This is a genomic window from Corynebacterium sp. MSK071, from assembly GCF_030232125.1.
Taxonomy (GTDB): Bacteria; Actinomycetota; Actinomycetes; order Mycobacteriales; family Mycobacteriaceae; genus Corynebacterium; species Corynebacterium kefirresidentii.
On sequence record NZ_JASPJA010000010.1, the window covers coordinates 36,695 to 61,099 of the forward strand.

Genomic DNA, 24,405 nt, shown 5'->3' on the forward strand with positions numbered 1-24,405 from the left:
GGTTATTCCGTAGGAATACAAGGAACGAGAGAAAGACAGAAAGACTCCGCCATGAGCGATAACACCCACGCAGTCGCTGACTACACCAGCGAGACTTACCCGGAGTTCTCCGGAAAGATTCAGGACACCTACATTGAAGGCTACGACCCAGTTTCCTTCGGTGCTCCTCATTCTTCCCTCATTCGCACCTCCACCTGGGTGGGCATGGGTCTGATCCTGTCTTGCCTCCCGGCTGCCGGAATCCTCATCTGGGGCCTCGGCGTGTGGGATACCCCGCTGGGCACCGCCGGCGAGGGTGACTACACCCTGACCACCATCATCGGCATCATCGCTCTAGCCGTTGTGGCTATCGCCGCCTTCAGCACCGTCCACTATGGCCGCCGCTACTACCGCAAGTACCGCAAGGAAACTGGCCGAGCTAACTAAGGCGCTTGCTGTACCAGGCAATGCCTAAGTTTCTGTACTGACTCGACGTCACCCCCGTCTCCACAGCATGCAATCCATGCAAGGAGGCGGGGGTTGCGTGATCTCTCAGTACCCAAGTGGCAATGTCAGATGGACCAGCCGGCGATTCAGGACATCATTGCAACGACGACTGCCACCGAGCATGTTCGTTGCTGGCACTAGTGTTAGAGAATGAAGCTCGAAAGCACCTTCACAACCCCAAGGAGAACTCATGACCCACCGCGCGGACGAAGGCCTCGAATCGGCAGCCGCATCGGCGTCGGCACCGGAGTTGGCATCGTCGGGTGCTGCTCCCGTGCCGCAGGCTGGTAACCAGGAGGCCCGGCGGGCGGACTTGCGGCGGTGGAAGGCGATTGCGCTGTCGTTCCTGATTGGTGCGGCGGTGATCTTTTTGGGATGTTCGTGGTGGCAGGCGTCGGAAAGCGGGGCACCTGTGTGGGTGGGCTACGTGCGTGCAGCGGCCGAAGCCGGCATGGTGGGTGGCCTTGCGGACTGGTTTGCGGTGACCGCGCTCTTTCGCCGACCCTTGGGACTGCCCATTCCCCACACCGCGCTGATTCCGAAAAATAAGGACCGCGTGGGCGATGCCTTGAGTGACTTCGTGGAGGAAAACTTCCTCACCGCGGATGCGCTGAGCGCCAAGGTGCGCGAGGCGGAGCTGCCATTGTGGCTGGCACGCCAGGGAGTCGAGCCCGGCAAGGCGGAGGAGGTCTCCGCCTGGATTGGTGAGCGTGCGGCCAGCGTGGTGTCGGATTTGGATGCGGAAGAGGCGGAGCAGTTTATTCGCACCCAGGTCATGGACCGCCTAGCCGCGCCGGAATGGGGCCCGCCGCTGGGAAGGTTGTTGGAGGGCTATATTGCAGATGGCAAGGCACGCCCCTTGGAGGATGACCTCATCGACTGGGCACACGGCAAGATTCTCAGCATGGAGTCCACCGTGGTCACCGCCATCGATGAGCGCATGCCCGGCTGGGCGCCGCGCTTTGCCCGCGAGATGGTGGGGGAGAAGGTCTATACCGAGCTCGTAGAATTCGCCGATGAGGTCCGCCGCAACGGCAACCACGAGGCCCGCCTAGCCATTCGCCGCAACTTGTCCAAGCTGGCCTCCGATCTGCAGTGGGATGAGGACATGCGCGGGCGCATCGAGGGCATCAAGCAAGAGATGCTCGCCTCTGAGCAAGCGCAGCAGGCACCCGCGGCCATGTGGCGCACGGTCTCCACCACGCTCATTGACCAGCTCAATGACTCGGAGTCTTTCCTGCGCCAAAAGATTACGGCCAAGGTCAAGGAGCTGGCGCACCGCCTACTCGAGGACTCCGAATTTTTAGCCCAGGCAAATGCGCTCGTAGACAAAGCCGCGCGCTACGCGGTGGAGAAATTTGCCCCGGAAATCATTGCGATTATCCCCGAGACCATCAAGCGCTGGGATGCGGAGGAAGCCTCCCAAAATATCGAGCTCATGGTGGGCAAGGACCTGCAATTTATTCGTTTGAACGGCACCGTCGTCGGTTCCCTGGCAGGATTGGTGATATTCGCGGTCAATCACCTTATCTTTGGCGCTTAGAAAAAAGGAGTAATGAACAATGAACGATAATAAGAAGATTTTTGATTCCCTGAAGGATGCTGGCAGCGCTGCCTTTGACGTAGCCAAGGACTTCGGCGGTCGCCTGCAGGAGGAGCGCGCCCAGCACGCTCATGGCGCCGAGGCCAAAAGCCCCTATGGCGCCTCCGGCAAGGAGGGCTTGGTGGATAAGGCCACTGCCACCGCGAAGGAGCTCGGTGCCACTGTGAAGAAGGCCGCCGATGGCACCCGTGAGTCCGCTGCTTTCGACGCCGCTAAGGGCAAGTTCTCCACCGTCTATAACGAGACCCGCGAGGGCGTCATGGACGCCTATAATTCCGCCCAGGCCCGCCGCGCGGAAAAGAAGAATGCGGCGCGCCCTGGCCAGGATTCGGCTCCTTCGCAGGGCGATAATATTATCGATGGTGAAGTAATCGAGACTGACGATCCACAGAATTAAACTACATGTATTTTCTTTATGATCTTGCCTTGCATCTAGACAGCTACCTCTTCCAGGTCCTCGCCCTGACCGCCATCATCGGCGCGGTCCTCGCTGCCACCACCCGCGAGGATGCCTTCCGAGCCGGTGACCGACAAGGTAAGTGGGTGTGGGTAGGCCTGCTGGCGGGCTCGGCGGTAGCGATGGCCACCGGCATGCCATTCCTGTCTTGGATCGGCGCGGTCATTACCGGCGTGTACTGGTTTGATGTGCGCCCGCAGCTCAAGGCCATTATCAACGGCGACTACAGCTACTAATGCTTAATTTGCTTGACGCCCCGGCCGCGACGGTCAAGGAGCGCGCCGCCGATAACACCGTCCTTGTCTCCCCGCACCATGTTTCCCTTGCCGCAGGCGCGGGCGCGGCCGATATTATTTCTGTCGCGGGGTATCCTACCGGCCGCCACCATACTCTCATCAAGGCCTCCGAGGCGCGCCTGGCCATCCAATCGGGCGCCAGCGAGGTATGGGTCAGCCTCGATGAGACCTTAACGGATGCCAATGCCGTGCTCTCCGAGCTCATTGCCATCCGCGAGGCCTGCCCGGATCCGGCCCGCTTGGGCCTCATCGTGCCGGACGCCCCGCTTGCCGACGCCACCCTTAAAGCCGCCCATCAAGCCGGCTACCAGCGCCTCATTGTGCGCAGCCGCAAGGCCGCGGATTACGCGGAATCCGCGGCCGGTGAAGAAGGCAAGAAAAAAGGACCGGAGTTGGCCGCTGCCACACTTCCGGTCCTCGAGTTTCCCGCTCCCGCGGTTTAGGCGGCTTTCTCCTGCGCGTCCTGCTGCGGCGCGCCATTGCCCGTGGCGCCGCCCTGGCCCGCGGAGTCACCGCCGCCGGCGAACTTATCCATGTCGTTCATCGGGACATCGGTGCCGGTGATGGTGAGCTTGAGCTCGCCATCGAGCACCTCTACGGAATCGACGTTCATGTCAGAACCCACGAACTGATCCGACATGCCGTTCTGCAGGGCGGAAGAGATAGCTTCGGTGGCCTGATCCGGCAGCTCGAGGCCGAAGATGGAGGCCTCGGTGGCGCGGATATCGAGCTTTCCATCGTGGGCGGTGGGCTCTAGCGAGAGGTTGGCAAGGCCGCCGGCAAACTTCACGTCCAGCACGTGGTCTTGCTCGTTGGCGTTAATCTCCGTGACCACCATATTGCCCACCTTTTCGCTGCCGGCCTGCTCGGAAATGCCCTTCTGGAAGGACGCCAGCAGGTAGTCATCCGGCACGGTGGTAGAAGCGCGCAGCTTGCCGGCCACCGGATTCTCCTGGTCGGTGCTCATATCTTCTACGTGGATCTCGGAGGCAGGCTGGCCCTTGATATCAGTGCCATCGATTTGCAGGGTGGACGGCGTGGTCATGTCCATCTGGGAAATGGAGCCCTTAAATAGCCCGACGAGCAGCGGGCTGCCGCCAAAGCTGACGGAGGGATCTTCTTTGACCTGGATACCTTCTTCCTCGGCAGCCTGGTTAAATTGCGAGGTCATCTGGTGACCGATGAACCAGCGCAGGCCGAACTCGGCCAAGAGGATGAGCACGAGTAGTGCCACGAGGATGCCAATGATGATTTTCCAGGCGAGTGAACCCGCCGATTTCTTCGAAGCCATGCGTACCAGTGTGGCGCATGAGACGGCGCGGGGCAAAGTTTGCGGGAGTTCTCGGGCACATTGCTAGGCACTTCACAGCTGCCCCAGCTGCCATCATCGCGCGGCGCGTTTAGTCCCGTGGCGCGACGGACTCCCAGTCCACGGTCAGCACATTATCGCGCAGGCGCCGACGGATGGTGTGGATAGTAAAGGGGGCGTCGGCAAGCGCGGCTCGTGCCATGCGCCAACGCACGCGCGGGCCGTAGGGCGCCCACCCCGCCGCGTGGTCCCAGGCCTCGTCGGCGGCCTTAAGCAGCTCGTGGATGGGCTCGCCGGGAACGTTGCGGTGAATGAGGATTTTGGGCAGGCGCTCGGCGATGTCTGAGGGGCGCGCCACATCGAACGGGTCCCACGCCAGGGTGAGAGTCCGTGGGCCGTGGGCATCCAGCAGCAACCAGGCCGCGCGCCGGCCCAGCTCATCGCAGGTGCCTTCCACAAAGAAGCCACCGGGGGCAAGCCGAGAACACACCGTCTGCCAGGCCTCCTGGACCTGGTCCACGTCGTATTGGCGTAGCACATTGAATGCGCGCACCAGCTGTGGCCGGTAGCCGGCCAGTTCAAAGCCGCCAAGCTCGAAGCGCACGCCGTCGCGCGGTGGCAGGACCCGGTCCGGGTGGATTTCGAGCCCGCGGACGTCTACCTGCGGATTCGCCCGGCGCAGCCACCCTGCCCATTCCACGGTGGTGGCGTGCGAGGCCCCGTAGCCTACGTCGAGCGCGAGCGGCTTTTCCACGTGCCGCAGCAGCGTGGAAATCTCCGGGTGCGCGAGCATCCATCTATCGCAGCGGCGCAGGCGATTGTGATTGGTGGTGCCGCGGGTAATAACGCCAAAAGGCCGACCCGCAGCTGCGCTAGCGCGCAGATTATGTGCGTGGTCGGCCATAGATTTCGGTGCTGTAGAACTTAGGCGTTCTCAGAGATCCACTGCTCGGTGAGCTTGCCTTCGTTATCGAAGAGCTCAGCCAGGGATTCGCCCACCTTCGGCTCGATGGCGGCGCCCATCATCGGGATATTGACGGAAACCTCGTTGACGTAGGACAGCTTGGTCATCTCGCCCTCGCCAGCCAGGGAGATATCGCCCTTGAAGTCCACCGGGGTGCCCTTGACATCTGCGGTGTAGTTAACGTCAGCGGCTTCACCGTTGAGCTCGCCTACGGTGACCACGCGCTTGACCTTGAGGTCCTGGGAGACCATGGCGCGCACTGCCTCTGGCAGCAGGGTGGTCGGCAGAACCTCGAAAAGGGTGGCAACGTTATCGCTGAAGTCATGCACCTGACCCGCCTCAGGGGAGAGGTTGGCCACGATGTACTCCCAGTATTCCTTGGTGAGCAGCGCCTTGTGCACCTTTTCGATGGGCTGATTGATGGTTACGGTGTTTTCACTACGGGTTGACATGCTTAACAGACTACCTTGGTAGGCGTGCTTGATAAATCTTTGACGCAACAGCTCACAGCGATCGACGGCGTGGAACTGGACTCCACCACCACCTTCGCGGATCTGACTACGCTGCGTGTGGGTGGAAAACCGCAGGCCGCACTGCGCTGCTCGCAGCCGGATGCCGCCGTGTCCGTTGTCCGCGCCCTGGATCGCGCTGCGGTGAAGTTCATAGTCGTCGGCGGCGGCTCCAACCTCTTGGTGGCCGATGGCTCCGTGGACGTCGTCGCCGTCATCCTCGACTTTGCTGAGGTGTCCATGGACACCGAATCCGGTCTGGTGCGCGCGCAGGCGGGCGCCAACTGGGATGACGTGGTGGCCCGCTCCGTTCAGCTTGGCCTGGGTGGCATCGAGTGCCTGTCCGGCATCCCCGGCACGGTGGGCGCGGTTCCGGTGCAAAACGTGGGTGCTTATGGCGCGGAAATCTCCGAGGTACTTACCCGCGTGCGCCTCTATAATCGCCGCACCGATACCAATGAGTGGGTCCCCGCCTCCGATCTGGAGCTGGCGTATCGCTATTCCAACTTGAAATTCACCGGCCGCGCCGTCGTGCTCGAGGTAGAACTCCAGCTCAACAACGATGGCTTATCCCGCCCGTTGCGCTTTGGCCAACTTACTCAGAACCCCGGCGAGCGCCGCCCCGTGGCCGAGGTCCGCGAGGAGGTCTTAAAACTGCGCCGCGGCAAGGGCATGGTGCTCGACCCTTCCGATCATGACACCTGGTCCGCCGGCTCTTTCTTTACCAACCCGGTGGTGGACTCCGCTCTTGCCGACGCCGTGCAGGCCAAGGTTCGTGCCTCGCTTGGCGACGCCACCGCGGACTCCATGCCCCGCCACCCCTCCTCCGAGGCCGACCGGGAAAAGCTTTCCGCGGCCTGGCTCATTGATCGCGCCGGGTTTGCCAAGGGCTACCCAGGCTCTGGCTGGGCTACGCTTTCGACAAAGCACACGCTGGCGCTTACCAACCGCGGCGAGGCTACGGCTGCCGATATCGTGGACCTTGCCCGCACCATCCGCGATGGCGTCCGCGATGCTTTCGGCGTGGAGCTCGTGCCCGAACCCGTCTGGATTGGCCTCGCCCTCGACGAGTAGCGTGGGGTTGCCCCTGCACACTGGGGCCTAAAACCTATAAAGCAGCCACGATAGCGCCCTAAACCACACGGTTTTCGGGTCTATCGTGGCCGCTTTGCGGGCGTGGCGACTGTCGCGTTTGTCGCGCCCGCGAAGGTTTCTGGATTAGGCCGCCATGACCTGAAGCCACTCATCCTTAGCACCTAGGAAAGCGCGGGCCGCCTCCTGCGCACCCTCCAGGCTGTGGTGCGCACCCCAGCCGCACTGCTCTTCGTTGGCTGCGGGTACCTCGGTGGCGTTAAGAATATCGTTGAGCGCGCCTTCTACCGCGCGCAGCAGCTCGTCTTGTTCCATGCCATTAGTGATGGCGTAGAAGCCGGTACGGCAGCCCATTGGGGCAAAACCGATGAGCTTATCGGTGTAATTGCGCATGAAGTTGGCCATCATGTGCTCCACCGAATGCAGCGCCTTGGTATCAAGGTGATCCTGATTAGGCTGGCAGAAGCGCAAGTCGTACTTAATGATTTCGACGCCGCCACCCAAGTCCGTGCGGTCGGCCACGCGAATATACGGCGCGCTGACGAGGCGGTGGTCGAGTTCGAAGGACTTTACGTTGAGCTTCTTATCATTCTGTTCAGTCATGCTTCTCCAGTGTAATCACAGCTGAGTGTCACTTCCTGAAATAGATTCTTTACCGCATACGCTGGGATAATATGAGCACACTGGACGATTCCGCCGAGGTTCCTGGCGCCGCGAACATGGCGGCCGACGATCTGTCTGCTGGCGACCCGTCCGCCACTGCACGGCCGAGCGCTTCAGCCACTCCGGTAAGAGAATCCGTCTATGAGGGCGCGGATAAAATCGTGCCGAGTACCGCGCCCACCGTGGTCAAGATCGAAGGCCACACCGAAAATGTGGACCCGCTGGCCCGCGGTAACCGCTTGCGCAAGGAAAGCTGGGGGCTGGTGCTCCGCCGCGTGTGGGCGGACTTCTTCCACGATGCCTTGATGGATCGCGCCGCCACGATGACGTATTTCACGCTCATGGCCTTTGCTCCTACGGTGCTCGCGGCCTATTCGATAGCCACGCTCATCTTTTCCTCTCGGCGCGCCGAGGTACATGAATTAACCTCGCAGTTCATTGCGGATTACGTGCCGAGTTCGATGACGGAGCAGGCCGAGCACCTCGTGGGCTCCATCATTGGCTCCACAGCCCAAGGCACCTTCGCGCTGGTGGTATCCGTGCTGGTTTCTCTTTTTGCCGCCTCGGCCTATGTGCGTGCCTTCTCGCGCACCGCCAATACCGTTTACGGGCGGGTAGAGGGCCGCGGAATAATCCGCACCTGGGCACTCATGTGGGGGCTTACTATCGTCCTGGTCATCGGCGCGGTGATCGTGCTTTTTGCTAACCTGCTGCGCGATACCATTGTCAGCGGTGTGGTCGAACCGTTAGCCGGCAAGCTAGAGATGCAAGGCACCGCGGACTTTTTGGGCGGCATCTTTATGCCGGTGTGGAATTGGCTGCGCTTCCCGCTCACCGTGGTGGTCGTGCTGACGTTGATTGCCATCCTGTACCACTTTTCCCCGAATGTGCGGCCAGCGCGCTTCCGCTGGATAACTCTCGGTTCCGTGGTGGCGCTTAGCACCAATGTCGTGGTGTGGGGAGCCTTTGCGCTGTATACCCAGCGCTTTGCTGGGGCCAGCGTCTACGGCGCCTTCAGCCTCATCATGGCCGTATTCATGGCCGTATGGTTATCTAATACGATGCTCATTTTGGGCATCAAAATCGATGCGGAGGTATTGCGAGCCAAAGAGCTGCAACTGGGTCTGCACGCCGCGCGGCATATTCAGGCTCCGCCGCGTTCCGATGCCGCCGCCAAATCCCAAGCCCGCGCCCAACTTGACCTAGAAGAGCGGTCCGAGCGCATCTACAAACAAGCGGTGTGCAAAGCAGAAAACGACGCAGACTAGTCGCGGTGAAGGCGGGCGAGGAGATCGCGCTGGACATCGCGGCGGCGCAGCTTACCTAGCTGATCTTCGGCGAGCTTATCCATGGCAAAGAATCTTTGCGGCACCTTATAGCGCGCCAGCAGCCCGCGGCAGTGCTCGCGCAAGGCAGCTTCGTCGACCCGGGCGCCGGGGGCTAGGACCACGCAGGCAGCGACGTCCTCAGAACCATCGGAGCGGGGAGTGCCTACGACGGCGGCTTGGGCGATATCGGGGTGGGAGGTTAAGGCCTCCTCAACCTCGCCGGGATAAACATTGAATCCGCCGGTAATGATGATTTCTTTAATGCGGCCCACCAACCGGATATGGCCATCGGGTTCGCGCACGCCCATGTCTCCTGTGCGGAACCAACCTTCATGGAAGGCGGCTGAGGTAGCGGGGGCGTCGGCAAGGTAGCCGCCAAAAACCTGCGGGCCGCGGGCGAGGATCTCGCCGGCCACGCCATCCGGTTGGGTGCGGCTGAGATCGGCAGGATCGCCGATGCGCAGCTGCGTATCCGGCAGCGGCAGGCCGATGGTGCCGGCGCGCCGGGTGTCATCAAGGGGATTGATGGTCAGCACGGGAGAGGTTTCCGTCAGCCCATAACCTTCCACCAACATGCCACCGGTGCGTGCCTCCCAGGGGTCGATGATGCGCGAAGGCAACGAGGCCGCGCCCGAGATGGAATAGCGCACCCCGCCGAGATCCGAGGGAGACTCGGAATCAGCGGCAGTGGCAGCGTAGTTCATGGCGCGTTCGTAGATGGTCGGCACGCCCGGCATCCAGGTGGGGCGGCGGGTGGCAAGCGCTTCCGTCACTGCGTCGGTGTGTGGGGCGGCAAGCAGGATAATCTCGGCCGCGCAGCGCACCGCGAGCAGCACGCTCATCGTCAGGCCATAGGAATGGAACATGGGCAAAGCGGCCAAGAAGCGCTCATGGCCGGGGCGCAGCGGGGCCTGGGTTTCTAGCTGCAGGCAGTTGGCAGCGAGGTTGCCATGGGTTAAGACCACGCCCTTGGGGCGGGCAGTGGTGCCGGAGGTGTAGAGGATAAGGGCGGCGTCGGCAAGCGTGGCTGGGTACGGCTCCACCGGGGTACCGGAAAGGGGAAGCGGCTCAGTGAGAGAGACGGAGATAGTGGTCTCCACCTGCGCGGATACGGTGGGGGCAATGTCCTCCCAGGCAATGGCCACGTGGGCGCCATGATGGGCGAGCAGCGGGGTGAGCTCGTGCGCGGTATAGCGCGGGTTATGCTCCACCACCACCGCGCCCAGGCGCAGGATGGCGAAGAATGCCACCACGTGTTGCGGGCAATTAGGGAGCAGGAGCGCCACCCGGTCGCCGGGGCGCACGCCCATCTCGTGCAAGGCGCCGGCCGCGGCCGCCACCTGGGCATCGAGCTCGCTATAGGTTAGCGTGTGGCCGGCGAAGTAGGTGGCCGGGCGCTGTGGAAACTGTGCGACGGCCGCCGTGAGGAAATCCGTCAAGGTAGCGCCATAGTGAATTTCTGCCATAGCCGTTAAGTTTAGGCCTTTGCCTCCAACAGCTCGAGCAGGTCCTTACGCACCTGGTGGCGGCGAATCTTTCCTAGATGGTCTCGCGCCAAATCTTCAAAGTGATAGAACGTGCGCGGGACCTTGTAGCGGGTAAGGCGCTCGCGGCAGAATTCCTTCAATCCCTCGGGATCGAGCACGGCACCATCGCGCAGGGTGACGCAGCCGACGACATCCTCGGAGCCATCCTGGCGCGGGCGGCCCACGGCGGCGACATCCACCACGTCGGGGTGCTCTGCAATTGCCTCTTCTACCTCTGCGGGGTAGACGTTGAAGCCGCCGGTGATGATGATTTCCTTAATGCGGCTGACTAGGCGGACCCAGCCGTCTTCTTCCATGACTGCCATGTCTCCGGTGCGGAACCAGCCGTTATGGAAGGACTCCTCTGTTGCTTCTTGGTTGCCAAAATAGCCTTGGAAAATTTGCGGACCACGCGCGAGCAACTCGCCTGGCTGGCCATCAGGCTGGGTTTCATCCAGATTCTTCGGATTGGCAATGCGTACCTCGGCATCTGGGAATGGGAGCCCCACATAGCCAGGGCGATTCTTTCCGTTCATTGGGTTGCCAATTAACACGGGGGAGCACTCGGTCATGCCAAAGCCTTCTACGAGTCGTCCGCCGGTCATGGACTCCCACCGTTCCACGATTTCTACGGGCAGTGTAGCGGCACCGGAAAAAGCGTTGCGGATGCCGCTTAAGTCCACGTCTTTGTCTTCGGCTGCGTCCATGATCTTCTGATAGAGGGTGGGAACCCCTGGCAGCCAGGTAGGCGTGCGCTTTTTCACGATGTCCAGGATGAGCGGCATTTGTGGGGAAGGAAGCAAGATAAGCTCGGCGCCCATGTACACGCTAAAAATGCACAGTGTGGTCATGCCGTAGGCGTGAAACATCGGTAATGCGGCGAGGAAGCGCTCTTTGTGCTTTCCCATTTCTGGAACCCAAGCTTGGCCTTGGACGCAATTAGCTATGAGATTACCGTGCGAGAGCATTCCGCCTTTGGGTTTTCCGGTGGTGCCGGAAGTGTAAAGGATGAGCGCGACGTCAGCCTGGCTGATGCGTGGCATTTCTAGGGCGCTGCCGTCGCCGCCAATAGCTGAGCCGATCAGGGTAGACCACGCTACTGTGTTTGGTGCATGCTCGGTGAGCTGCTCGCGTTTAGCAGCTAGCGGTGGGATAGGCAGGCGGAGCGCGAGGCGCTTGAGTGGTGGCATGGCATCGACCATGTTGACGGAGACGATGGTCTCTAGCGGGGTAGTCGAGCGCAGCTTTTCCAGCGTGGAGGCGGTTTTATCCCAAGAGATTGCTACGCGGGCACCATGATCTCGGAAAAGGCCTTCCAATTCGTGGGCGGTATAAAGTGGGTTGTGCTCGACCACGGTGGCACCAAGTAGCTGCACCGCATAGAAGGCCGCGACGTGCTGAGGGCAGTTGGGCAGCACGATGGCCACCTTGTCGCCTGGGCGAATACCAAAAGCCTTGAGCCCGGCCGCGGCGGCGCGCACTTGGGCGTCGAGCTCCGCGTAGGTCTGCGTGCGGCCGAAGAAATAGGTGGCGGGTTTATTGGCGTTGACCCGCAGGTTATCGCGGTAATAGTCGACGATGGTTTTATTACCGTAGTCCAGCGTGTGAGGGGTCCATTCGCTGTAGTGATCGAGCCAAGCTCGGGAGGTGGAAGCGGACACGCAAAAACCTTTCGTTTGGGTAAATAATTAGTTTTAAAAAATCAGTATAGAGAAAACGTGAAGAAGCCCTCTAGTTTTCTTCCAGTGTCAGCAAAAAACGTTTGGCTTCCAGACCGCCCGCATAGCCGCCGAGCCCGCCGTCGCTGCGCAGCACCCGGTGGCATGGCCGCACGATGAGCAGGGGATTGGCACCGCACGCACTGCCCACGGCCCGCGTCGCGCCGGGCCGGCCCAGCAGCTTGGCGACGTCGCGGTAGGTGACCGTCTCCCCATAGCCAATCTCGGCCAGTTGCGCATGCACTGCGGCGCGAAAGTCGGTCGTCGCAGGCGGGTCGAGGGGCAGCTCGAAGGCGCGGCGCTGGCCGGCGAAATACTCCGCGAGCTGTGCCTGGGCGGCGTCGAGCACGTCCGCGCTGCGCTTTTCGATGCCCCCTTCCTCTACACCGCCCACCGCTTCCTGCAGGGTGCTGGCCGCGGTGAATTCGACGCGGGAAACCCCCCGCGGGCTCGCCTGCAAACGCAGGGGTCCGAGGGGGCTATCGATTAGGCGGAACAAGTTAATTCTGCTCGGCCTCGAGGCGGCGGATGAGGTCTGCCTGGACCTCGCGGCGGCGGATCTTGCCCATCTGGTCCTTGGCCAGCTCCTCAAAGTGGTAGAAGGTGCGCGGGACCTTGTAGCGGGTCAGGCGCTCGCGGCAGTAGTCCTTGAGTCCCTCCGGGTCCAGGGCGGCGCCATCGGCGAGGTCGAGGCAGGCCACGACGTCCTCGGAGCCGTCTTCGCGCGGGCGGCCGACCACGGCGACGTCATCGATACTCGGGTGCTCGCGCAGGATTTCTTCCACCTCGCCCGGATACACGTTGAAGCCGCCGGTGATGATGATTTCCTTGATGCGGCTGACCAGGCGGATGAAGCCGTCTTCTTCCATGACGCCCATGTCACCGGTGCGGAACCATTCGCCGTGGAAGGCGGCCTCGGTGGCCTCCTCGTTGTTGAGGTAGCCCTTGAAGATCTGCGGACCGCGGGCCAGCACCTCGCCTTCGACGCCGTCCGGCTGGGTCTCGTCCAGGTTATCCGGGTTGGCAATGCGCACCTGGGTATCCGGGAACGGAATGCCCACGTAGCCTGGGCGGCGGTCGGTGCTCATGGGATTGCCCACAATAATCGGCGAGCACTCGGTGAGGCCGTAGCCCTCCACCAAGAGGCCGCCGGTGTAGTTCTCCCACTTATTGACCGTGTCCGAAGGCAGGGTAGATGCGCCGGAGAAGGCCGCGCGCACACCCTTGATGGGGATTTCTTGATCCTCGGCGGCCTTCACGATGCGCTCGTAGAGCGTCGGCACGCCCGGTACCCAGGTTGGGGTGTGCTTTTTCATCAGCTGCATAATGAGCGACATATCTGGCTTAGGCAGGATAACCAGCTCGCCGCCGATAAACTGCGCCAGGGTCACGTTCATGGTCAGGCCATAAGCATGGAAGAAGGGGAGGGCGGCGAGCATGCGCTCAGGCTTATCGCCCAAGCCCGGTACCCACGCCTTGCCCTGCAGGAGGTTGGAAAACAGGTTCCCGTGCGAGAGCATGGCGCCCTTCGGGGCGCCGGTGGTACCAGAGGTGTACATGATGAGCGCGATGGTGTCCTTGTCCACGTCTTCCGGCGTGGTGATATCGCTGCCGTCGCCACCGATTGCGTTGCCCACCAAAGTTTCCCACGGCACGGTATTTGGCGCCGGGGAAGATAGCTGCTCGCGCTTGGACTTGAGCGGCGGAATAGGCAGGCGCAAAGCGGCGCGCTGCAGGGTGGGCATGGCGTTGATCATGTTGATGGACACGACCGTTTCCAGATTGGTGGTTGCCCGCAGCTTCTCCAGCGTGGGCGCGGCCTTGTCCCAAGCGATGGCGATGCGCGCGCCGTGATCTTGGAAGAGTCCTTCCAGCTCGTGGGCGGTGTAGAGCGGGTTATGCAGTACCACCTGCGCACCGAGCTTCAGAATGGCATAAAACGCCGCGATGTACTGCGGCGAGTTGGGCGCGACGATCGCTACGCGGTCACCTGGCCGCACGCCGAAGGCCTTCAGGCCCGCGGCCGCTGCGCGAACCTGGCGGTCTAGCTCAGCATAGGACTGCGTACGGCCAAAGAAATAGGTAGCCGGCCGATCCGCGTTGATTTTTAGGTTGTTGTCATAAATATCCAGCAGCGTGGTATCGCCGTAGTCCAGCGTATGCGGTGTCCATTCCGGGTAATACTGGAGCCAAGCCTTTGTTTCATATGCGGACAAAACGTGACCTTTCGGTAGCGTAGGTTTCTGGCAGGGGCCAGTATAGCGCCGCTAGAATGGAGCGCCATGCGCATCGCCATGATTTCTATGCATACATCCCCTATCGAGCAGCCTGGCTCAGGGGATGCGGGTGGAATGAACGTCTACGTCCTCAATATTGCCCGCCAATTGGCCCGCCGGGGAATCGAGGTAGACGTCTATACCCGCGCCACCCGGCCCAGCCAAGGCGAAATCATTGCGGTGGAGCCTAGCCTGCGCGTTATCAATATCGTCGCGGGCCCGTACGAGGGGCTAGATAAAGAGGATCTCCCTACCCAGCTGGCCGCTTTCGCCGGCGGCATGGTGCAATTTGCCAAATGGCAGGGTAAAAAATATGACCTTATTCACTCCCACTACTGGCTTTCTGGCCAGGTGGGCTGGCTGTTGCGGGATCTCTGGGGTATCCCGCTTATTCACACAGCGCATACCTTGGCCGCGGTGAAAAACGCCTCGCGGACGGCGGATGACACCTTGGAGTCCGAAGCCCGCCGCATCTGCGAACAGCAATTGGTGGATAACGCGGACTTGCTGGTGGTCAATACCGAGCAAGAAGCCCGCGACTTGGCCGAACATTATGATGCCGAGAGAGCCAATATTCGCGTGGTCTCGCCCGGCGCCGACGTAGAGCTTTTTACCCCTGGCACGGACCGCAATACCGAGCGCTCCCGCCGCGAGTTGGGCATTCCGCTGCACACCAAGGTGGTGGCCTTTGTCGGCCGCTTACAAAAATTCAAAGGCCCGGAGGTACTCATCCGCGCCACGGCCGAGCTCTTCCGCCGCGAGCCGGCCCGCAACCTGCGGGTGGTTATCTGCGGTGGCCCGTCGGGGGCCAATACAGCGCCGGAGGCATATAGGGAGTTGGCGCGTGAGTTGGGCGTCGATAAGCGGGTGCGCTTTTTGGGTGCCCGCCCGCCGGAGGAACTGGTGGGGGTCTACCGCGCGGCTGATATTGTGGCGGTGCCCAGCTATAACGAGTCCTTCGGCCTAGTGTCTCTGGAGGCCCAAGCCTCTGGCACGTCGGTGGTTGCTGCCGCCGTCGGCGGGCTACCCATTGCCGTGGCTGACGGGGAAACTGGCCTGCTGGTGCACTCGCACGATCCGGAGGATTGGGCTGATGCCTTGGCCCGCCTGCTTGACGACGACCCCATGCGCATCGCCATGGGCGAAGCCGCCGTCGCCCACGCCGCGCGTTTTAGCTGGGCCAGCTCCGCCGCAGCGCTCGCAGAAATCTATGACGAGGCCAGCCATATCGAGGTTCCAGACTGCCATCAACGGCGGGCAAGTGGAGACTAAACCTCCTACGCTGGGAGCCATTTCGTGGCATGCTGGAAACATGACTAACGGAAAGCTAATTCTCCTTCGCCATGGCCAATCCAAGTGGAACGAGTCCAACCAGTTCACTGGCTGGGTCGATGTAGATCTGACCGAAAAAGGTGAGGCGGAAGCCAAGCGCGGCGGCGAGCTGCTCGCGCAGGAAGGCATTCTGCCGGACGTCCTTTATACCTCTCTTCTGCGCCGCGCCATCCGCACCGCAAATATCGCGCTCAATGCTGCCGACCGTCACTGGATCCCAGTAGTGCGCGATTGGCGCCTCAATGAGCGCCACTACGGCGCCCTGCAAGGCCTGAATAAGGCTGAGACCAAGGAAGAGTACGGCGAGGAAAAGTTCATGGCATGGCGCCGCTCCTATGACACGCGTCCGCCAGAGCTAGCCGATGACTCCGAATACTCCCAGGCCAATGACCCGCGCTACGCAGACCTAGATAAGGTCCCGCAGACCGAGTGCCTCAAGGATGTTGTCGCCCGCTTTGTGCCGTACTTTGAAGAGGAAATCCTCCCGCGCGCCAAGAAGGGCGAGACCGTGCTCATCGCCGCTCACGGCAACTCCCTGCGCGCACTGGTCAAGCACCTGGACAATATCTCTGATGATGATATTGCCGGATTGAATATCCCCACCGGCATCCCGCTGGTTTATGAGATTACCGAGGACGGCTCGGTAGCAAACCCAGGCGGTACCTACCTGGATCCGGAAGCTGCTGCTGCCGGTGCCGCCGCCGTTGCTGCGCAGGGCGGTAAGTAAGTAACTGCGCTAAAGTCCCCGGGGAGTATTCCCTGGGGACTTTGTGATGGATAGGCTAGACACGTGGAATTGATTCTTTCCTTTGCCGCCGGCGTGGTGGCCTGCGGGTTGGCGCTGCCGGCGATTTCTTGGGCGCGCGGGCGCATTGCGCGCTACCGCCAGGCTACCGATGCCGGGGCCAATCAGGTCACGACGGTTAGCCAGGTGCTGCACTTGGCCGTGCAAGGCTCGCCGACGGCGCTGACGGTGCTGGACCGCAGCCAGGAAATCGTCATGTCTAATCCGGCCGCGCATGAGATGTCCTTGGTGCATGACCGCGCCGTTAACCCGGAGGTATGGGAGACCGCGCAGGAGGTCTTCGAAGACAAGGAGACCCGCACCGTTGACATAGCTATTCCCAAGCGGCGCACGGGACACCGCGTCACGCAGGTCAGGGCGGTGATTAAGCCACTGACTCTTAATGACGGCCGCTTTGTCATCGTCTACGGCACCGATGAAAGCGAAAATGTCCGCATGGAGTCCGCCCGCCGTGACTTCGTGGCGAACGTCTCCCACGAGCTCAAGACGCCCGTCGGCGGCATTGCCCTGCTGGCGGAGGCCCTGCTACAAGACCCCGGCGACCAAGAGACCGTGGAGTACTTTGGCAATAAGGTCTATAAGGAAGCCAACCGCATGGCCGATATGGTCAGCGAACTTATCTCCCTGTCCAAGCTGCAGGGCGCCGAGGCCCTGCCGGAGATGGAACCGCTGGCCGTAGATGATCTCATCGATGAAGCCCTCTCGCGCAACCACCTTGCTGCCGAAGCCCGTTCCATCGAGCTCAACCGCGGCGCCTCTGTCGGCGTGCAGGTTAAAGGCGATCGATCCCTGCTGGTAACAGCACTATCCAACCTGGTCTCCAATGCGATTAACTACTCGCCGGAGAAAATGCCGGTGTCTGTCTCCCAAAAGGTGGTGGATGGTGGGGTCGTACTCATCCGCGTCACGGACCGTGGCATTGGCATCGCACCGGATGACCAGAAACGTGTTTTTGAACGCTTCTTCCGTGTAGACCAAGCCCGGTCGCGGCAGACCGGAGGCACTGGCCTAGGATTAGCAATTGTTAAACACGTGGTGGCCAACCATGGTGGCAATATCAAACTATGGTCCCGGCCGGGTACGGGTTCTACATTCACCATTGAATTGCCCATCTATAGGGAAGAAAAGCCAGCGCAGGAAGCTGGCATGAAGGATAATGAGAAAAGGGATGCCGTCGACGCGGCGGCGCCTGGGCTCCCGCGTGCAGTGGCACGCGTTGCAGCACGTCGAAAGGATAAAGCACAATGACCACCATCCTCATCGTTGAAGATGAAGAGTCGCTGGCAGATCCGCTGGCATTCCTCCTCCGCAAGGAAGGTTTTGAGCCCATCATCGCGCATGATGGCCCTACCGCGCTGGAAAAGTTTGCCGCAAACGACATCGATATCGTCCTTTTGGACCTCATGCTGCCCGGCATGTCCGGCACCGAGGTATGCAAACAACTGCGCACTACTTCGTCCGTGCCCGTCATCATGGTCACCGCGCGCGACGCCGAGATTGATAAGGTCGTCGGCCTCGAGCTGGGCGCCGATGACTACGTCACCAAGCCTTATTCTTCCCGCGAGCTTATCGCCCGCATCCGTGCGGTACTGCGCCGCGGCCATGATTCTGGAGCCGGTGCCGAGGCCGAGGCCGAGGAAGAGGTTGCCGAGCAGATCCTCGAAGGCGGCCGCGTCAAGATGGACGTGGAGCGCCACACCGTTACCGTCGCAGATGAGCCGGTATCCATGCCTCTCAAGGAATTCGACCTCTTGGAGTACCTATTGCGCAACGCCGGCCGCGTGCTCACCCGCGGTCAGCTCATTGACCGCATTTGGGGCGCTGATTATGTCGGCGATACCAAGACGCTCGACGTCCACGTCAAGCGCCTCCGCTCCAAGATCGAGGAACAGCCCTCCCGCCCGAAACACTTGGTCACGGTGCGCGGTCTGGGCTATAAATTCGAGCTCTAATCTTCCGCCTGCGGGCCTTCCGCCTGCAGGCTCCCGGCCTTCACACTGGCCGGGTGCTGCGTGAGCTGGACGCCGTGTTCGGCCGCCGCCGCTCGGGCCTTGCAGTGCGCGGCCAGAATCTCATAAGACTCGCGGCCCATCAGGGCTACCAGCTCGTCCTCGTGCGACTGCCACATCGGCAGCGGGTTGGCGTGACAGGCGGAATCGGCTGAGCAATACCAATCAAAATCTTCGCCGCCATTGCCCCAGCCGCGACGGTCATACTCGCCTATCTGGGTGCGTAGGATCTCCTGCCCATCCGGGCGTTCTTCATAATCCTCGTACCGGCGCAGCGGCAGCTGCCAGCACACCTCCGGCTTGACCACCGTGAGTTCTTCGCCGGCATCCACCGCCCACTGGTGCAGCGCGCAGCCCGTGCCCGTTGCCCAACCGGTGCGGTTGGCAAAAATGCACGCGCCATCCACAATCGGCGTCTTAAGGGCCGGCTCCGGTTCCCCGTCCTCGCCGTCGAGTTCGTCCCATTCCAGCCACGGCTCTAATTCATCCGTAGCGTCTTGCGCGAGGAATTCATCTACCCCCGCTGGGCGCAGCTGCCAATATTCGGCGGGCATGCGCGCGACGGCGTCATAAAGCTGGTCGCGGTCTTCCTCATCGGCCATATAAGCGCCATGCACGCAGCAGCCCACTTCGGGCTGGCGCTTGTCGATGCCCCGGCATGCCGAAGTACCAAATTGGCAGCTGTAGTGCGATTCCACCCATGTCAGGTCGATGGAAAAGACGTGGTGCGGGTCGTTCGGATTGGTAAATTCAAACCACTCCCGCGGGAAATCGGGGGCCTCTTCGCGGCCTGCTCTTATCGACGCCGCCGCGGGCGAGCTCGCGGGAAAACCTAGATATACCGTGTCAGATTTTGGGCGATTCACACCTAACCACGGTAGACCTACTACGCTATTAGTGTGCGATTAGGTGTATTAGACGTCGGAAGCAATACCGTCCACCTCGTTGCGGTCGATGCCGCGACGGGCGGACGACCGACTCCGATGAGTGATTGGAAGACCCCGCTCCGGCTGGTAGAACAGCTGGATAAGAAGGGCAACATCCATGAAAAGGGTGTAAAGAAGCTGGTCAGTGCCGTAGCTGAAGCTAGCGAGCTGGGTGAAAAGCTTGGCTGCGCTGAATTCATTGCCTTTGCTACCTCGGCGGTGCGCTCAGCGCCCAATTCGGAGGAGGTGCTCGATGAGGTGGAAAAGCATACCGGCGTGCGCCTGCAAATCCTCTCTGGCGTGGAAGAAGCCCAGCTGACCTTCCTCTCCGCTCGTCGCTGGTATGGCTGGTCCGCCGGTCGTATCACCAACCTGGATATCGGCGGTGGCTCGCTGGAGCTTTCCACCGGTACTGATGAGCACCCCGACCTTGCCTTCTCCCTCGACCTAGGTGCCGGCCGGTTGACCCATAATTGGTTCGATACCGACCCGCCAGAGAAGAAGAAGGTAAGTGCGCTGCGCGATTTTATTGATGCGGAGCTTGAGGACGTTGCCGCACAGATGAAGGCGATGGGTCCCGCCGGCCTCGCCGTGGGCACCTCTAAAACCTTCCGTACGCTTGCACGACTTACCGGTTCTGCGCCCTCGTCTGCCGGCCCATACGTCAAGCGCACGCTGACTGCACCGGGTCTGCGTCAGTTGATTTCCTTCATCTCCCGCATGACTGCGGCAGACAGAGCGGACCTAGAAGGTGTAAGTTCTAACCGATCGCACCAAATCGTTGCCGGCGCTCTGGTGGCCGAGGCATCCATGCGAGCCTTGGAAATCGAGAAGCTGGAAATCTGCCCGTGGGCGCTGCGTGAGGGCGTCATTTTGCGCCGGACCGACAAGGGATTGGAATAGGAAGAGATCATGGCTGACCAGAATAAGTTGACCGTGGCAGAGCTGCTGGCTCGCAATAACAAAGCCCGCGGCGAGAAGGAAAGCAAGAAAGACAACCGTTCTCGTCGCCACCGCCGCAGCCTGGATGAAGGCGGCATTTCCGTTGCCGAGCTGACCGGCAACCTCAAAAAGGTCAAGGCTTCTCCTGCTGAGGCCAAGCACACCTCCGTCTCTATCGACGAAGACGCCCCCGTCATCCGTTCCCCCAAGTCAGCCGAACAGGCCGGTGCCGAGAAGGCGGTTGCCGGGAAGGCCGGTGCCGATTCCACGAAGAAGCCCGCCGCGGACCCAGCCGCAAAGCCGGCGGCAAAGCGCGCGGCACAGCCCGCAGCTAAGGCGGCGCAGACTACCAAGCCTGCCGCAAGGCCCACCACAAAGACCGCAGCTGCTTCGTCCGCTACTCCGGCTGCCGCTGCTCCGGCCGCACAAAAGCCTGCTGCCACCGGCGCGGCTCAGGATGCGGCGAAGAAGAACCAGCCTTCAGCCGATGACACCGCGGTAATCCAGCGGGTGGATAAGGCGGGCGACGCTAAACCTGCTGCTGCAAAGCCTGCTGCGGACACACCAGCGGCAAAGAAGCCAGCCGCGGAGAAGGCCCGCGCTGAAAAGCCTAAGGATGACAAGCGCGCGAAGGCGGCCGGAGCAGGAGCTGCGGCAGCGGGCGCTGGAGCGGCCGCGGCGGCGGTGCCGGCGTCGAAGAAGGCGGGCGTCGCCAAGAGCGCAGAGGAAACCGGCAACCTACCCAAGGTCGAGGACAACGAGGATTGGGTGGAAGAAAAGCACGAGAAGCTCAATCCGGTATCCATCCTGCTGATGATTGTCGCGGGCATCCTGCTGGCGATTGTCATCTTCAAGGGCTTTGAGATTCTGTGGGATAACTTCCCACGCCTGGTCGTGGCCGTCCTAGCGCTGTGCGTCACCGCGATTATGGTCGGCGTGACCCACGCGCTACGCACGGCGCGCGATGGATTCTCCATGTTCCTGGCCGGCTTTACCGGCCTTATCCTGACCTTCGGGCCGCTGCTGTTGGTCATGCTCTAAGCCCCTGCTTGTCGACGCCCCGGTTACCCCACACGGTAGCCGGGGTTCCGCATTTTTGGCATGGTGGAGACTATGACAAAGATTGCAATTTTAGGCGGCGGACAAATCGGTGAGGCTTTGACCTCGGGACTCGTAGCTTCGGGCTTTGCGGGCTCGGATATCACGGTTACCAATCGCACCGAATCGCGCAGCCAAGAACTCGAACAGACCTATGGCGTGAATACCACCAGCGATAATGCAGCGGCGGTAGACGGCGCGGACTATATCTTCGCGTGTGTGAAGCCCTACGCCATCCTGGACCTGCTCGAAGGCCTTGAGCCGGCCAAGAATGCCGTGGTCGTGTCCATGGCCGCGGGCCTGACCCTAGAGCAGCTGCAGGATGCGGCGGGCGAAGGCGTGCCGGTGGTGCGCGTTATGCCCAATACCCCCATGTTGGTGCGTCGCGGCATGTGCACCTGCGCGGCCGGTGAGCACGTGAGCGACGCCCAGATGGACGGCGTGCGCGAGCTGCTGGAGGCCGTGGGCGAGGTGGCGGTCATCCCGGAGAAGAATATAGACGCCGCCACCGCGCTGGCAGGCTCCTCGCCGGCCTATTTCTTCCTCGTGGCAGAAGCGCTTGTCGATGCCGGCGTGCAGCTCGGGCTTCCCCGCGACGTCGCCGAGAAGCTTGCCGCCCAGGCCGCAGCCGGCTCTGGTGAGATGTTGGCCAGCTCTGGCCGCTCGGCCACCCAGCTGCGTGCCGGAGTGACCTCGCCGGGCGGCACCACCGCGGCCGCTGTTCGCGAGCTGGAGGAGTCCGGCCTGCGCGGAGCGTTCTACCGCGCGGCAGAGGCCTGCTCCGACAAGGCTAAGGAGCTTGGCTAAAGCTTCCGTGCGCGACCTTCCCGTGGTGGGGGTGTACCCGCCCGGGAGCGTTGGGGCGGGTGTTAAGCAGCGCTTTCGGGGTAAACCCTAATGAATGCTGTGAAGAAATTTGGCACTTGGGTCGCATTAGTCACATGTTTCACGATAGGCTAGGACAAGCACGTGCGTGAAGTCCTGTGGGAGGGGAAGCCTACAGCGCGCACCGAGCTGAAGGGTTAGATATATATGGCAAATGAAGATAAGGGAACCTTTCTGACGATCGCGGAGGTCGCCGAGATTATGCGCGTCTCCAAGATGACCGTCTACCGTTTGGTTCACGCAGGCGAAATGCCGGCTGTTCGCGTTGGACGCTCTTTCCGCGTCCACGAGTCCGCCGTCAACGAGTACTTGGAGGCATCCGTCTACGGAGCCTAGGCTCGCGCCGCACTAGACAGCGCCCACCTCTGCTGGCCATCGTGGTCAGCGGTGGTGGGCGCTGTTCTTTCTCCTGGGCCCTTTTTGGTCACGGGCTGGGGGCTGGGTAAGATGGTGTGCATTCGTGTCGGCTCGCTGATGTGGCCCGCGGTCCGTGTGGCCACGGCGGCAAGAGTGCACCTTCGCCGTTTTAGCGCTGACAAGTTTGACAGTACGTACTATTTGAAAGTGAGGACTCTATGGGTTCCGTCATTAAGAAGCGCCGCAAGCGCATGTCCAAGAAGAAGCACCGCAAGATGCTGCGCCGCACCCGCGTGCAGCGCCGTAAGCTGGGCAAGTAAACCCAGCTCGCTTCTTACCCTCCGCCTTTGTGCGGAGGGTTTTTGCATGTTGCTACAGTCCCTTCCCAGCGCCGACCGCTACCGCAAGCAGTAGCTTAGCGACGGTAGTAGCGCCAGCCGCCATAGGAAAAGGCAGCGGTGGCCAGGGCCGGCAGGCCATAGGTGCGGATAGCGCGGCGCACGGATCGATAGTCGCGCACCAGCCAGCCGCGCTCGCTGGCGATGGTGCGCAGCTTACGGTCTGGATTAATGGCCACGGCGGTACCGACCATGGACAGCATGGGCACGTCGTTGGCGGAATCCGAATACGCGGTGCAGCGCGAAAGGTCCAAGCCCTCGATGGTCGCGAGCGCGGCTACGGCGTGCTTTTTGCCGGGGCCGTGCAGGATATCGCCGACCAGCCGGCCGGTGAACTTGCCATCCTTGACCTCCGCGACGGTGCCGAGCGCTCCCGTAAACCCGAATCGCCGCGCGAGCACCTGCGCTAGCTGCACCGGGGTGGCCGTGACCAACCACACCTGCTGGCCGGCGGCTAAGTGCATTTCTGCTAATTGGGTGGTGCCGGGGTACGCGCGGCGTGCGAGCGAGGCGTCCACGATCTCCTCACATAGCTCGACCAGCTCGTCGACGCTGCGGCCTTTGACAAACTCCAGCGCCTGCGCACGGCCGGCGGCGACGTCCCTGGCATTTTCGCTGCCGGAAACGCGGAACTTAAGCTGTTTCCATGCAATCGGCACGATTTCCGATAGTCGGAAGTAGCGCTTGCGGGCCAACCCGAAGGCGAATTCCACGAGGGAGGAGCCTTGGATGAGGGTATTGTCGACGTCGAAAAACGCCGCCGCGCCCACATCTACCGGTACGTCTGGGTCCTGGGCGGTAATACGCTGCGCGCCCGCCGCGTCATAAGAGCCGGTTACCGAATCCACACCGGAGGCAAAATCCTCTAGATCCAGCCCGAATTCTTCCAATGCCGCCGCGGCCGCGGCTTCGCCGGCGGTGCGCTGGGATTCCTCGTCCAGCGGGGCGAGCGCCTGGTTTTCTAAAAAATTACGCAGATTGCCGCGCGAGGCGGTCCAGTTGGCCAAGAATTCGCGGGGAGTTTCGGGGAACCCTGGGGGAGTGGTAGCGGACACGAGTCAGACAAACAGCTTTCGCAAACGCGGGGTGGACTAACGTGTCCATAGTAATGGTTTCGACCGCCGCCGTCCCTGTGAGGAGAATATGTCTCAGTATCTCGTCGAGCTCATGGTGCGCACCACCTGCGGTTCTTGTGCGCGCGTGAGGGAGCAGATTACCCCCGTTGTCACGCAGGCAGGTGCGGAGCTTGCCGTGCGTAACGTGGATGAGGATGCGGAGCTGGCCATGGAGTTCGGTGATCGCGTACCCGTCGTGGTTATCGACGGCGAAGAGTTCGCCTGCTGGGAAGTAGACAATGCCGAGCTCGCGGCCGAGCTAAGCAGATAATTCGGGATCCCTGCCACCGACGGGTACTCTTTTGGTGGGT

The 24,405-nt window shown here is 61.7% G+C and carries 27 protein-coding genes; 17 read left to right on the forward strand and 10 right to left on the reverse strand.

The features are described from left to right. The first annotated feature begins 51 nt into the window (after positions 1 to 51). The 5 genes from QP990_RS09125 (at position 52) to QP990_RS09145 (ending at position 3,285) form a co-directional block, all read left to right on the forward strand. Complete coding sequence (locus tag QP990_RS09125) at positions 52 to 426, forward strand: hypothetical protein (RefSeq protein WP_023020453.1); 375 nt, start codon at positions 52 to 54, stop codon at positions 424 to 426. Between the two features lie 250 nt (positions 427 to 676). Then, a complete protein-coding gene (locus tag QP990_RS09130; RefSeq protein WP_023020454.1) occupies positions 677 to 2,029 on the forward strand; it encodes a DUF445 domain-containing protein in 1,353 nt (450 codons plus the stop codon). A gap of 19 nt (positions 2,030 to 2,048) precedes the next feature. After that, positions 2,049 to 2,486 (forward strand): CGLAU_01105 family protein, encoded by a 438-nt coding sequence (locus QP990_RS09135; protein ID WP_023020455.1) that lies wholly within the window; start codon positions 2,049 to 2,051, stop codon positions 2,484 to 2,486. 5 nt (positions 2,487 to 2,491) lie between these two features. Then, complete coding sequence (locus QP990_RS09140; protein ID WP_023020456.1) at positions 2,492 to 2,782, forward strand: DUF2516 family protein; 291 nt, start codon at positions 2,492 to 2,494, stop codon at positions 2,780 to 2,782. Further along, entirely contained in the window at positions 2,782 to 3,285 is a 504-nt protein-coding gene (locus QP990_RS09145) for a hypothetical protein (RefSeq protein ID WP_023020457.1), read from the forward strand. The genes QP990_RS09140 and QP990_RS09145 overlap by 1 nt, the downstream gene beginning before the upstream one ends. Here the strand turns inward: QP990_RS09145 and QP990_RS09150 are convergent. The 3 genes from QP990_RS09150 to QP990_RS09160 form a co-directional block, all read right to left on the reverse strand. Next, positions 3,282 to 4,133: a DUF2993 domain-containing protein gene (locus tag QP990_RS09150; protein WP_034655702.1), complete on the reverse strand. Its 852-nt coding sequence runs from the start codon at positions 4,131 to 4,133 to the stop codon at positions 3,282 to 3,284. The genes QP990_RS09145 and QP990_RS09150 overlap by 4 nt on opposite strands. Before the next feature lie 109 nt (positions 4,134 to 4,242). Beyond that, on the reverse strand, positions 4,243 to 5,055 hold the full coding sequence (locus QP990_RS09155; RefSeq protein ID WP_023020459.1) for a hypothetical protein: 813 nt from the start codon (positions 5,053 to 5,055) through the stop codon (positions 4,243 to 4,245). 20 nt (positions 5,056 to 5,075) lie between these two features. Further along, positions 5,076 to 5,567, reverse strand: a complete 492-nt coding sequence (locus QP990_RS09160) for a DUF2505 domain-containing protein (protein WP_023020460.1) — start codon at positions 5,565 to 5,567, stop codon at positions 5,076 to 5,078. Between the two features lie 24 nt (positions 5,568 to 5,591). Here QP990_RS09160 and QP990_RS09165 point away from each other — a divergent pair, with 24 nt between their 5' ends. Beyond that, positions 5,592 to 6,698 carry a UDP-N-acetylmuramate dehydrogenase gene (locus QP990_RS09165; RefSeq protein WP_023020461.1) on the forward strand — a complete coding sequence of 369 codons (1,107 nt, stop codon included), beginning with the start codon at positions 5,592 to 5,594 and terminating at the stop codon, positions 6,696 to 6,698. A 144-nt stretch (positions 6,699 to 6,842) separates the two neighbouring features. Here the strand turns inward: QP990_RS09165 and QP990_RS09170 are convergent, their stop codons facing one another. After that, on the reverse strand, positions 6,843 to 7,319 hold the full coding sequence (locus QP990_RS09170; RefSeq protein ID WP_023020462.1) for an S-ribosylhomocysteine lyase: 477 nt from the start codon (positions 7,317 to 7,319) through the stop codon (positions 6,843 to 6,845). 71 nt (positions 7,320 to 7,390) lie between these two features. Here QP990_RS09170 and QP990_RS09175 point away from each other — a divergent pair, with 71 nt between their 5' ends. Then, on the forward strand, positions 7,391 to 8,647 hold the full coding sequence (locus QP990_RS09175; protein ID WP_023020463.1) for a YihY/virulence factor BrkB family protein: 1,257 nt from the start codon (positions 7,391 to 7,393) through the stop codon (positions 8,645 to 8,647). On the opposite strand, the gene QP990_RS09180 is transcribed toward QP990_RS09175, so the two are convergent. The 4 genes from QP990_RS09180 to QP990_RS09195 form a co-directional block, all read right to left on the reverse strand. Then, a complete protein-coding gene (locus QP990_RS09180; protein ID WP_023020464.1) occupies positions 8,644 to 10,173 on the reverse strand; it encodes an AMP-binding protein in 1,530 nt (509 codons plus the stop codon). The two genes, QP990_RS09175 and QP990_RS09180, sit on opposite strands and share 4 nt — an antisense overlap. An 11-nt stretch (positions 10,174 to 10,184) precedes the next feature. Continuing rightward, positions 10,185 to 11,894, reverse strand: coding sequence for a long-chain-fatty-acid--CoA ligase (locus QP990_RS09185; RefSeq protein ID WP_023020465.1), 1,710 nt, complete (start codon positions 11,892 to 11,894; stop codon positions 10,185 to 10,187). A gap of 70 nt (positions 11,895 to 11,964) precedes the next feature. After that, positions 11,965 to 12,450, reverse strand: a complete 486-nt coding sequence (locus QP990_RS09190) for a methylated-DNA--[protein]-cysteine S-methyltransferase (RefSeq protein WP_023020466.1) — start codon at positions 12,448 to 12,450, stop codon at positions 11,965 to 11,967. Position 12,451: 1 nt separating this feature from the next. After that, entirely contained in the window at positions 12,452 to 14,167 is a 1,716-nt protein-coding gene (locus tag QP990_RS09195; RefSeq protein WP_023020467.1) for a long-chain-fatty-acid--CoA ligase, read from the reverse strand. Between the two features lie 66 nt (positions 14,168 to 14,233). Between QP990_RS09195 and mshA the strand changes: the two genes are divergently transcribed. The 4 genes from mshA to QP990_RS09215 all read left to right on the forward strand — a co-directional run bounded on the left by mshA (position 14,234) and on the right by QP990_RS09215 (position 18,316). Next, complete coding sequence (gene mshA / locus QP990_RS09200; RefSeq protein WP_023020468.1) at positions 14,234 to 15,499, forward strand: D-inositol-3-phosphate glycosyltransferase; 1,266 nt, start codon at positions 14,234 to 14,236, stop codon at positions 15,497 to 15,499. Positions 15,500 to 15,539: 40 nt separating this feature from the next. Further along, positions 15,540 to 16,286, forward strand: coding sequence for a phosphoglyceromutase (locus QP990_RS09205; RefSeq protein ID WP_023020469.1), 747 nt, complete (start codon positions 15,540 to 15,542; stop codon positions 16,284 to 16,286). Positions 16,287 to 16,349: 63 nt separating this feature from the next. Beyond that, complete coding sequence (locus QP990_RS09210) at positions 16,350 to 17,612, forward strand: cell wall metabolism sensor histidine kinase WalK (RefSeq protein WP_023020470.1); 1,263 nt, start codon at positions 16,350 to 16,352, stop codon at positions 17,610 to 17,612. After that, complete coding sequence (locus QP990_RS09215; protein WP_023020471.1) at positions 17,609 to 18,316, forward strand: response regulator transcription factor; 708 nt, start codon at positions 17,609 to 17,611, stop codon at positions 18,314 to 18,316. The genes QP990_RS09210 and QP990_RS09215 overlap by 4 nt, the downstream gene beginning before the upstream one ends. On the opposite strand, the gene QP990_RS09220 is transcribed toward QP990_RS09215, so the two are convergent. Next, positions 18,313 to 19,239 carry a hypothetical protein gene (locus QP990_RS09220; RefSeq protein WP_023020472.1) on the reverse strand — a complete coding sequence of 309 codons (927 nt, stop codon included), beginning with the start codon at positions 19,237 to 19,239 and terminating at the stop codon, positions 18,313 to 18,315. The two genes, QP990_RS09215 and QP990_RS09220, sit on opposite strands and share 4 nt — an antisense overlap. Before the next feature lie 33 nt (positions 19,240 to 19,272). On the opposite strand from QP990_RS09220, the gene QP990_RS09225 reads away from it, so the two are divergent. The 5 genes from QP990_RS09225 (at position 19,273) to QP990_RS09245 (ending at position 22,901) form a co-directional block, all read left to right on the forward strand. Continuing rightward, positions 19,273 to 20,202 carry a Ppx/GppA phosphatase family protein gene (locus QP990_RS09225; RefSeq protein ID WP_080971159.1) on the forward strand — a complete coding sequence of 310 codons (930 nt, stop codon included), beginning with the start codon at positions 19,273 to 19,275 and terminating at the stop codon, positions 20,200 to 20,202. 9 nt (positions 20,203 to 20,211) lie between these two features. Then, positions 20,212 to 21,282, forward strand: coding sequence for a tripartite tricarboxylate transporter TctB family protein (locus QP990_RS09230; protein ID WP_023020474.1), 1,071 nt, complete (start codon positions 20,212 to 20,214; stop codon positions 21,280 to 21,282). A 72-nt stretch (positions 21,283 to 21,354) separates the two neighbouring features. Then, on the forward strand, positions 21,355 to 22,146 hold the full coding sequence (gene proC, locus QP990_RS09235; RefSeq protein WP_023020475.1) for a pyrroline-5-carboxylate reductase: 792 nt from the start codon (positions 21,355 to 21,357) through the stop codon (positions 22,144 to 22,146). Between the two features lie 225 nt (positions 22,147 to 22,371). Continuing rightward, entirely contained in the window at positions 22,372 to 22,560 is a 189-nt protein-coding gene (locus QP990_RS09240; protein WP_005527601.1) for a helix-turn-helix domain-containing protein, read from the forward strand. A gap of 239 nt (positions 22,561 to 22,799) precedes the next feature. Further along, the gene (locus tag QP990_RS09245; RefSeq protein ID WP_003855542.1) at positions 22,800 to 22,901 is read left to right on the forward strand and encodes a 30S ribosomal protein bS22; all 102 of its coding nucleotides are present in this window, start codon (positions 22,800 to 22,802) and stop codon (positions 22,899 to 22,901) included. Positions 22,902 to 22,996: 95 nt separating this feature from the next. Here QP990_RS09245 and QP990_RS09250 read toward each other — a convergent pair whose 3' ends face one another. After that, complete coding sequence (locus tag QP990_RS09250; protein ID WP_023020476.1) at positions 22,997 to 24,034, reverse strand: HAD family phosphatase; 1,038 nt, start codon at positions 24,032 to 24,034, stop codon at positions 22,997 to 22,999. Positions 24,035 to 24,122: 88 nt separating this feature from the next. Between QP990_RS09250 and QP990_RS09255 the strand changes: the two genes are divergently transcribed. Next, a complete protein-coding gene (locus QP990_RS09255; RefSeq protein WP_023020477.1) occupies positions 24,123 to 24,365 on the forward strand; it encodes a glutaredoxin family protein in 243 nt (80 codons plus the stop codon). Positions 24,366 to 24,405 lie beyond the last annotated feature (40 nt).

What these genes read in the sequence shown, in the direction of transcription:
- QP990_RS09125 (WP_023020453.1), top strand. Translation starts at nt 52, where the DNA reads ATGAGCGATAACACCCACGCAGTCGCTGACTACACCAGCGAGACTTAC.
- QP990_RS09130 (WP_023020454.1), top strand. Translation starts at nt 677, where the DNA reads ATGACCCACCGCGCGGACGAAGGCCTCGAATCGGCAGCCGCATCGGCG.
- QP990_RS09135 (WP_023020455.1), top strand. Translation starts at nt 2,049, where the DNA reads ATGAACGATAATAAGAAGATTTTTGATTCCCTGAAGGATGCTGGCAGC.
- QP990_RS09140 (WP_023020456.1), top strand. Translation starts at nt 2,492, where the DNA reads ATGTATTTTCTTTATGATCTTGCCTTGCATCTAGACAGCTACCTCTTC.
- QP990_RS09145 (WP_023020457.1), top strand. Translation starts at nt 2,782, where the DNA reads ATGCTTAATTTGCTTGACGCCCCGGCCGCGACGGTCAAGGAGCGCGCC.
- QP990_RS09150 (WP_034655702.1), bottom strand. Translation starts at nt 4,133, where the DNA reads ATGGCTTCGAAGAAATCGGCGGGTTCACTCGCCTGGAAAATCATCATT.
- QP990_RS09155 (WP_023020459.1), bottom strand. Translation starts at nt 5,055, where the DNA reads ATGGCCGACCACGCACATAATCTGCGCGCTAGCGCAGCTGCGGGTCGG.
- QP990_RS09160 (WP_023020460.1), bottom strand. Translation starts at nt 5,567, where the DNA reads ATGTCAACCCGTAGTGAAAACACCGTAACCATCAATCAGCCCATCGAA.
- QP990_RS09170 (WP_023020462.1), bottom strand. Translation starts at nt 7,319, where the DNA reads ATGACTGAACAGAATGATAAGAAGCTCAACGTAAAGTCCTTCGAACTC.
- QP990_RS09175 (WP_023020463.1), top strand. Translation starts at nt 7,391, where the DNA reads ATGAGCACACTGGACGATTCCGCCGAGGTTCCTGGCGCCGCGAACATG.
- QP990_RS09180 (WP_023020464.1), bottom strand. Translation starts at nt 10,173, where the DNA reads ATGGCAGAAATTCACTATGGCGCTACCTTGACGGATTTCCTCACGGCG.
- mshA (WP_023020468.1), top strand. Translation starts at nt 14,234, where the DNA reads ATGCGCATCGCCATGATTTCTATGCATACATCCCCTATCGAGCAGCCT.
- QP990_RS09205 (WP_023020469.1), top strand. Translation starts at nt 15,540, where the DNA reads ATGACTAACGGAAAGCTAATTCTCCTTCGCCATGGCCAATCCAAGTGG.
- QP990_RS09215 (WP_023020471.1), top strand. Translation starts at nt 17,609, where the DNA reads ATGACCACCATCCTCATCGTTGAAGATGAAGAGTCGCTGGCAGATCCG.
- QP990_RS09230 (WP_023020474.1), top strand. Translation starts at nt 20,212, where the DNA reads ATGGCTGACCAGAATAAGTTGACCGTGGCAGAGCTGCTGGCTCGCAAT.
- proC (WP_023020475.1), top strand. Translation starts at nt 21,355, where the DNA reads ATGACAAAGATTGCAATTTTAGGCGGCGGACAAATCGGTGAGGCTTTG.
- QP990_RS09240 (WP_005527601.1), top strand. Translation starts at nt 22,372, where the DNA reads ATGGCAAATGAAGATAAGGGAACCTTTCTGACGATCGCGGAGGTCGCC.
- QP990_RS09245 (WP_003855542.1), top strand. Translation starts at nt 22,800, where the DNA reads ATGGGTTCCGTCATTAAGAAGCGCCGCAAGCGCATGTCCAAGAAGAAG.
- QP990_RS09255 (WP_023020477.1), top strand. Translation starts at nt 24,123, where the DNA reads ATGTCTCAGTATCTCGTCGAGCTCATGGTGCGCACCACCTGCGGTTCT.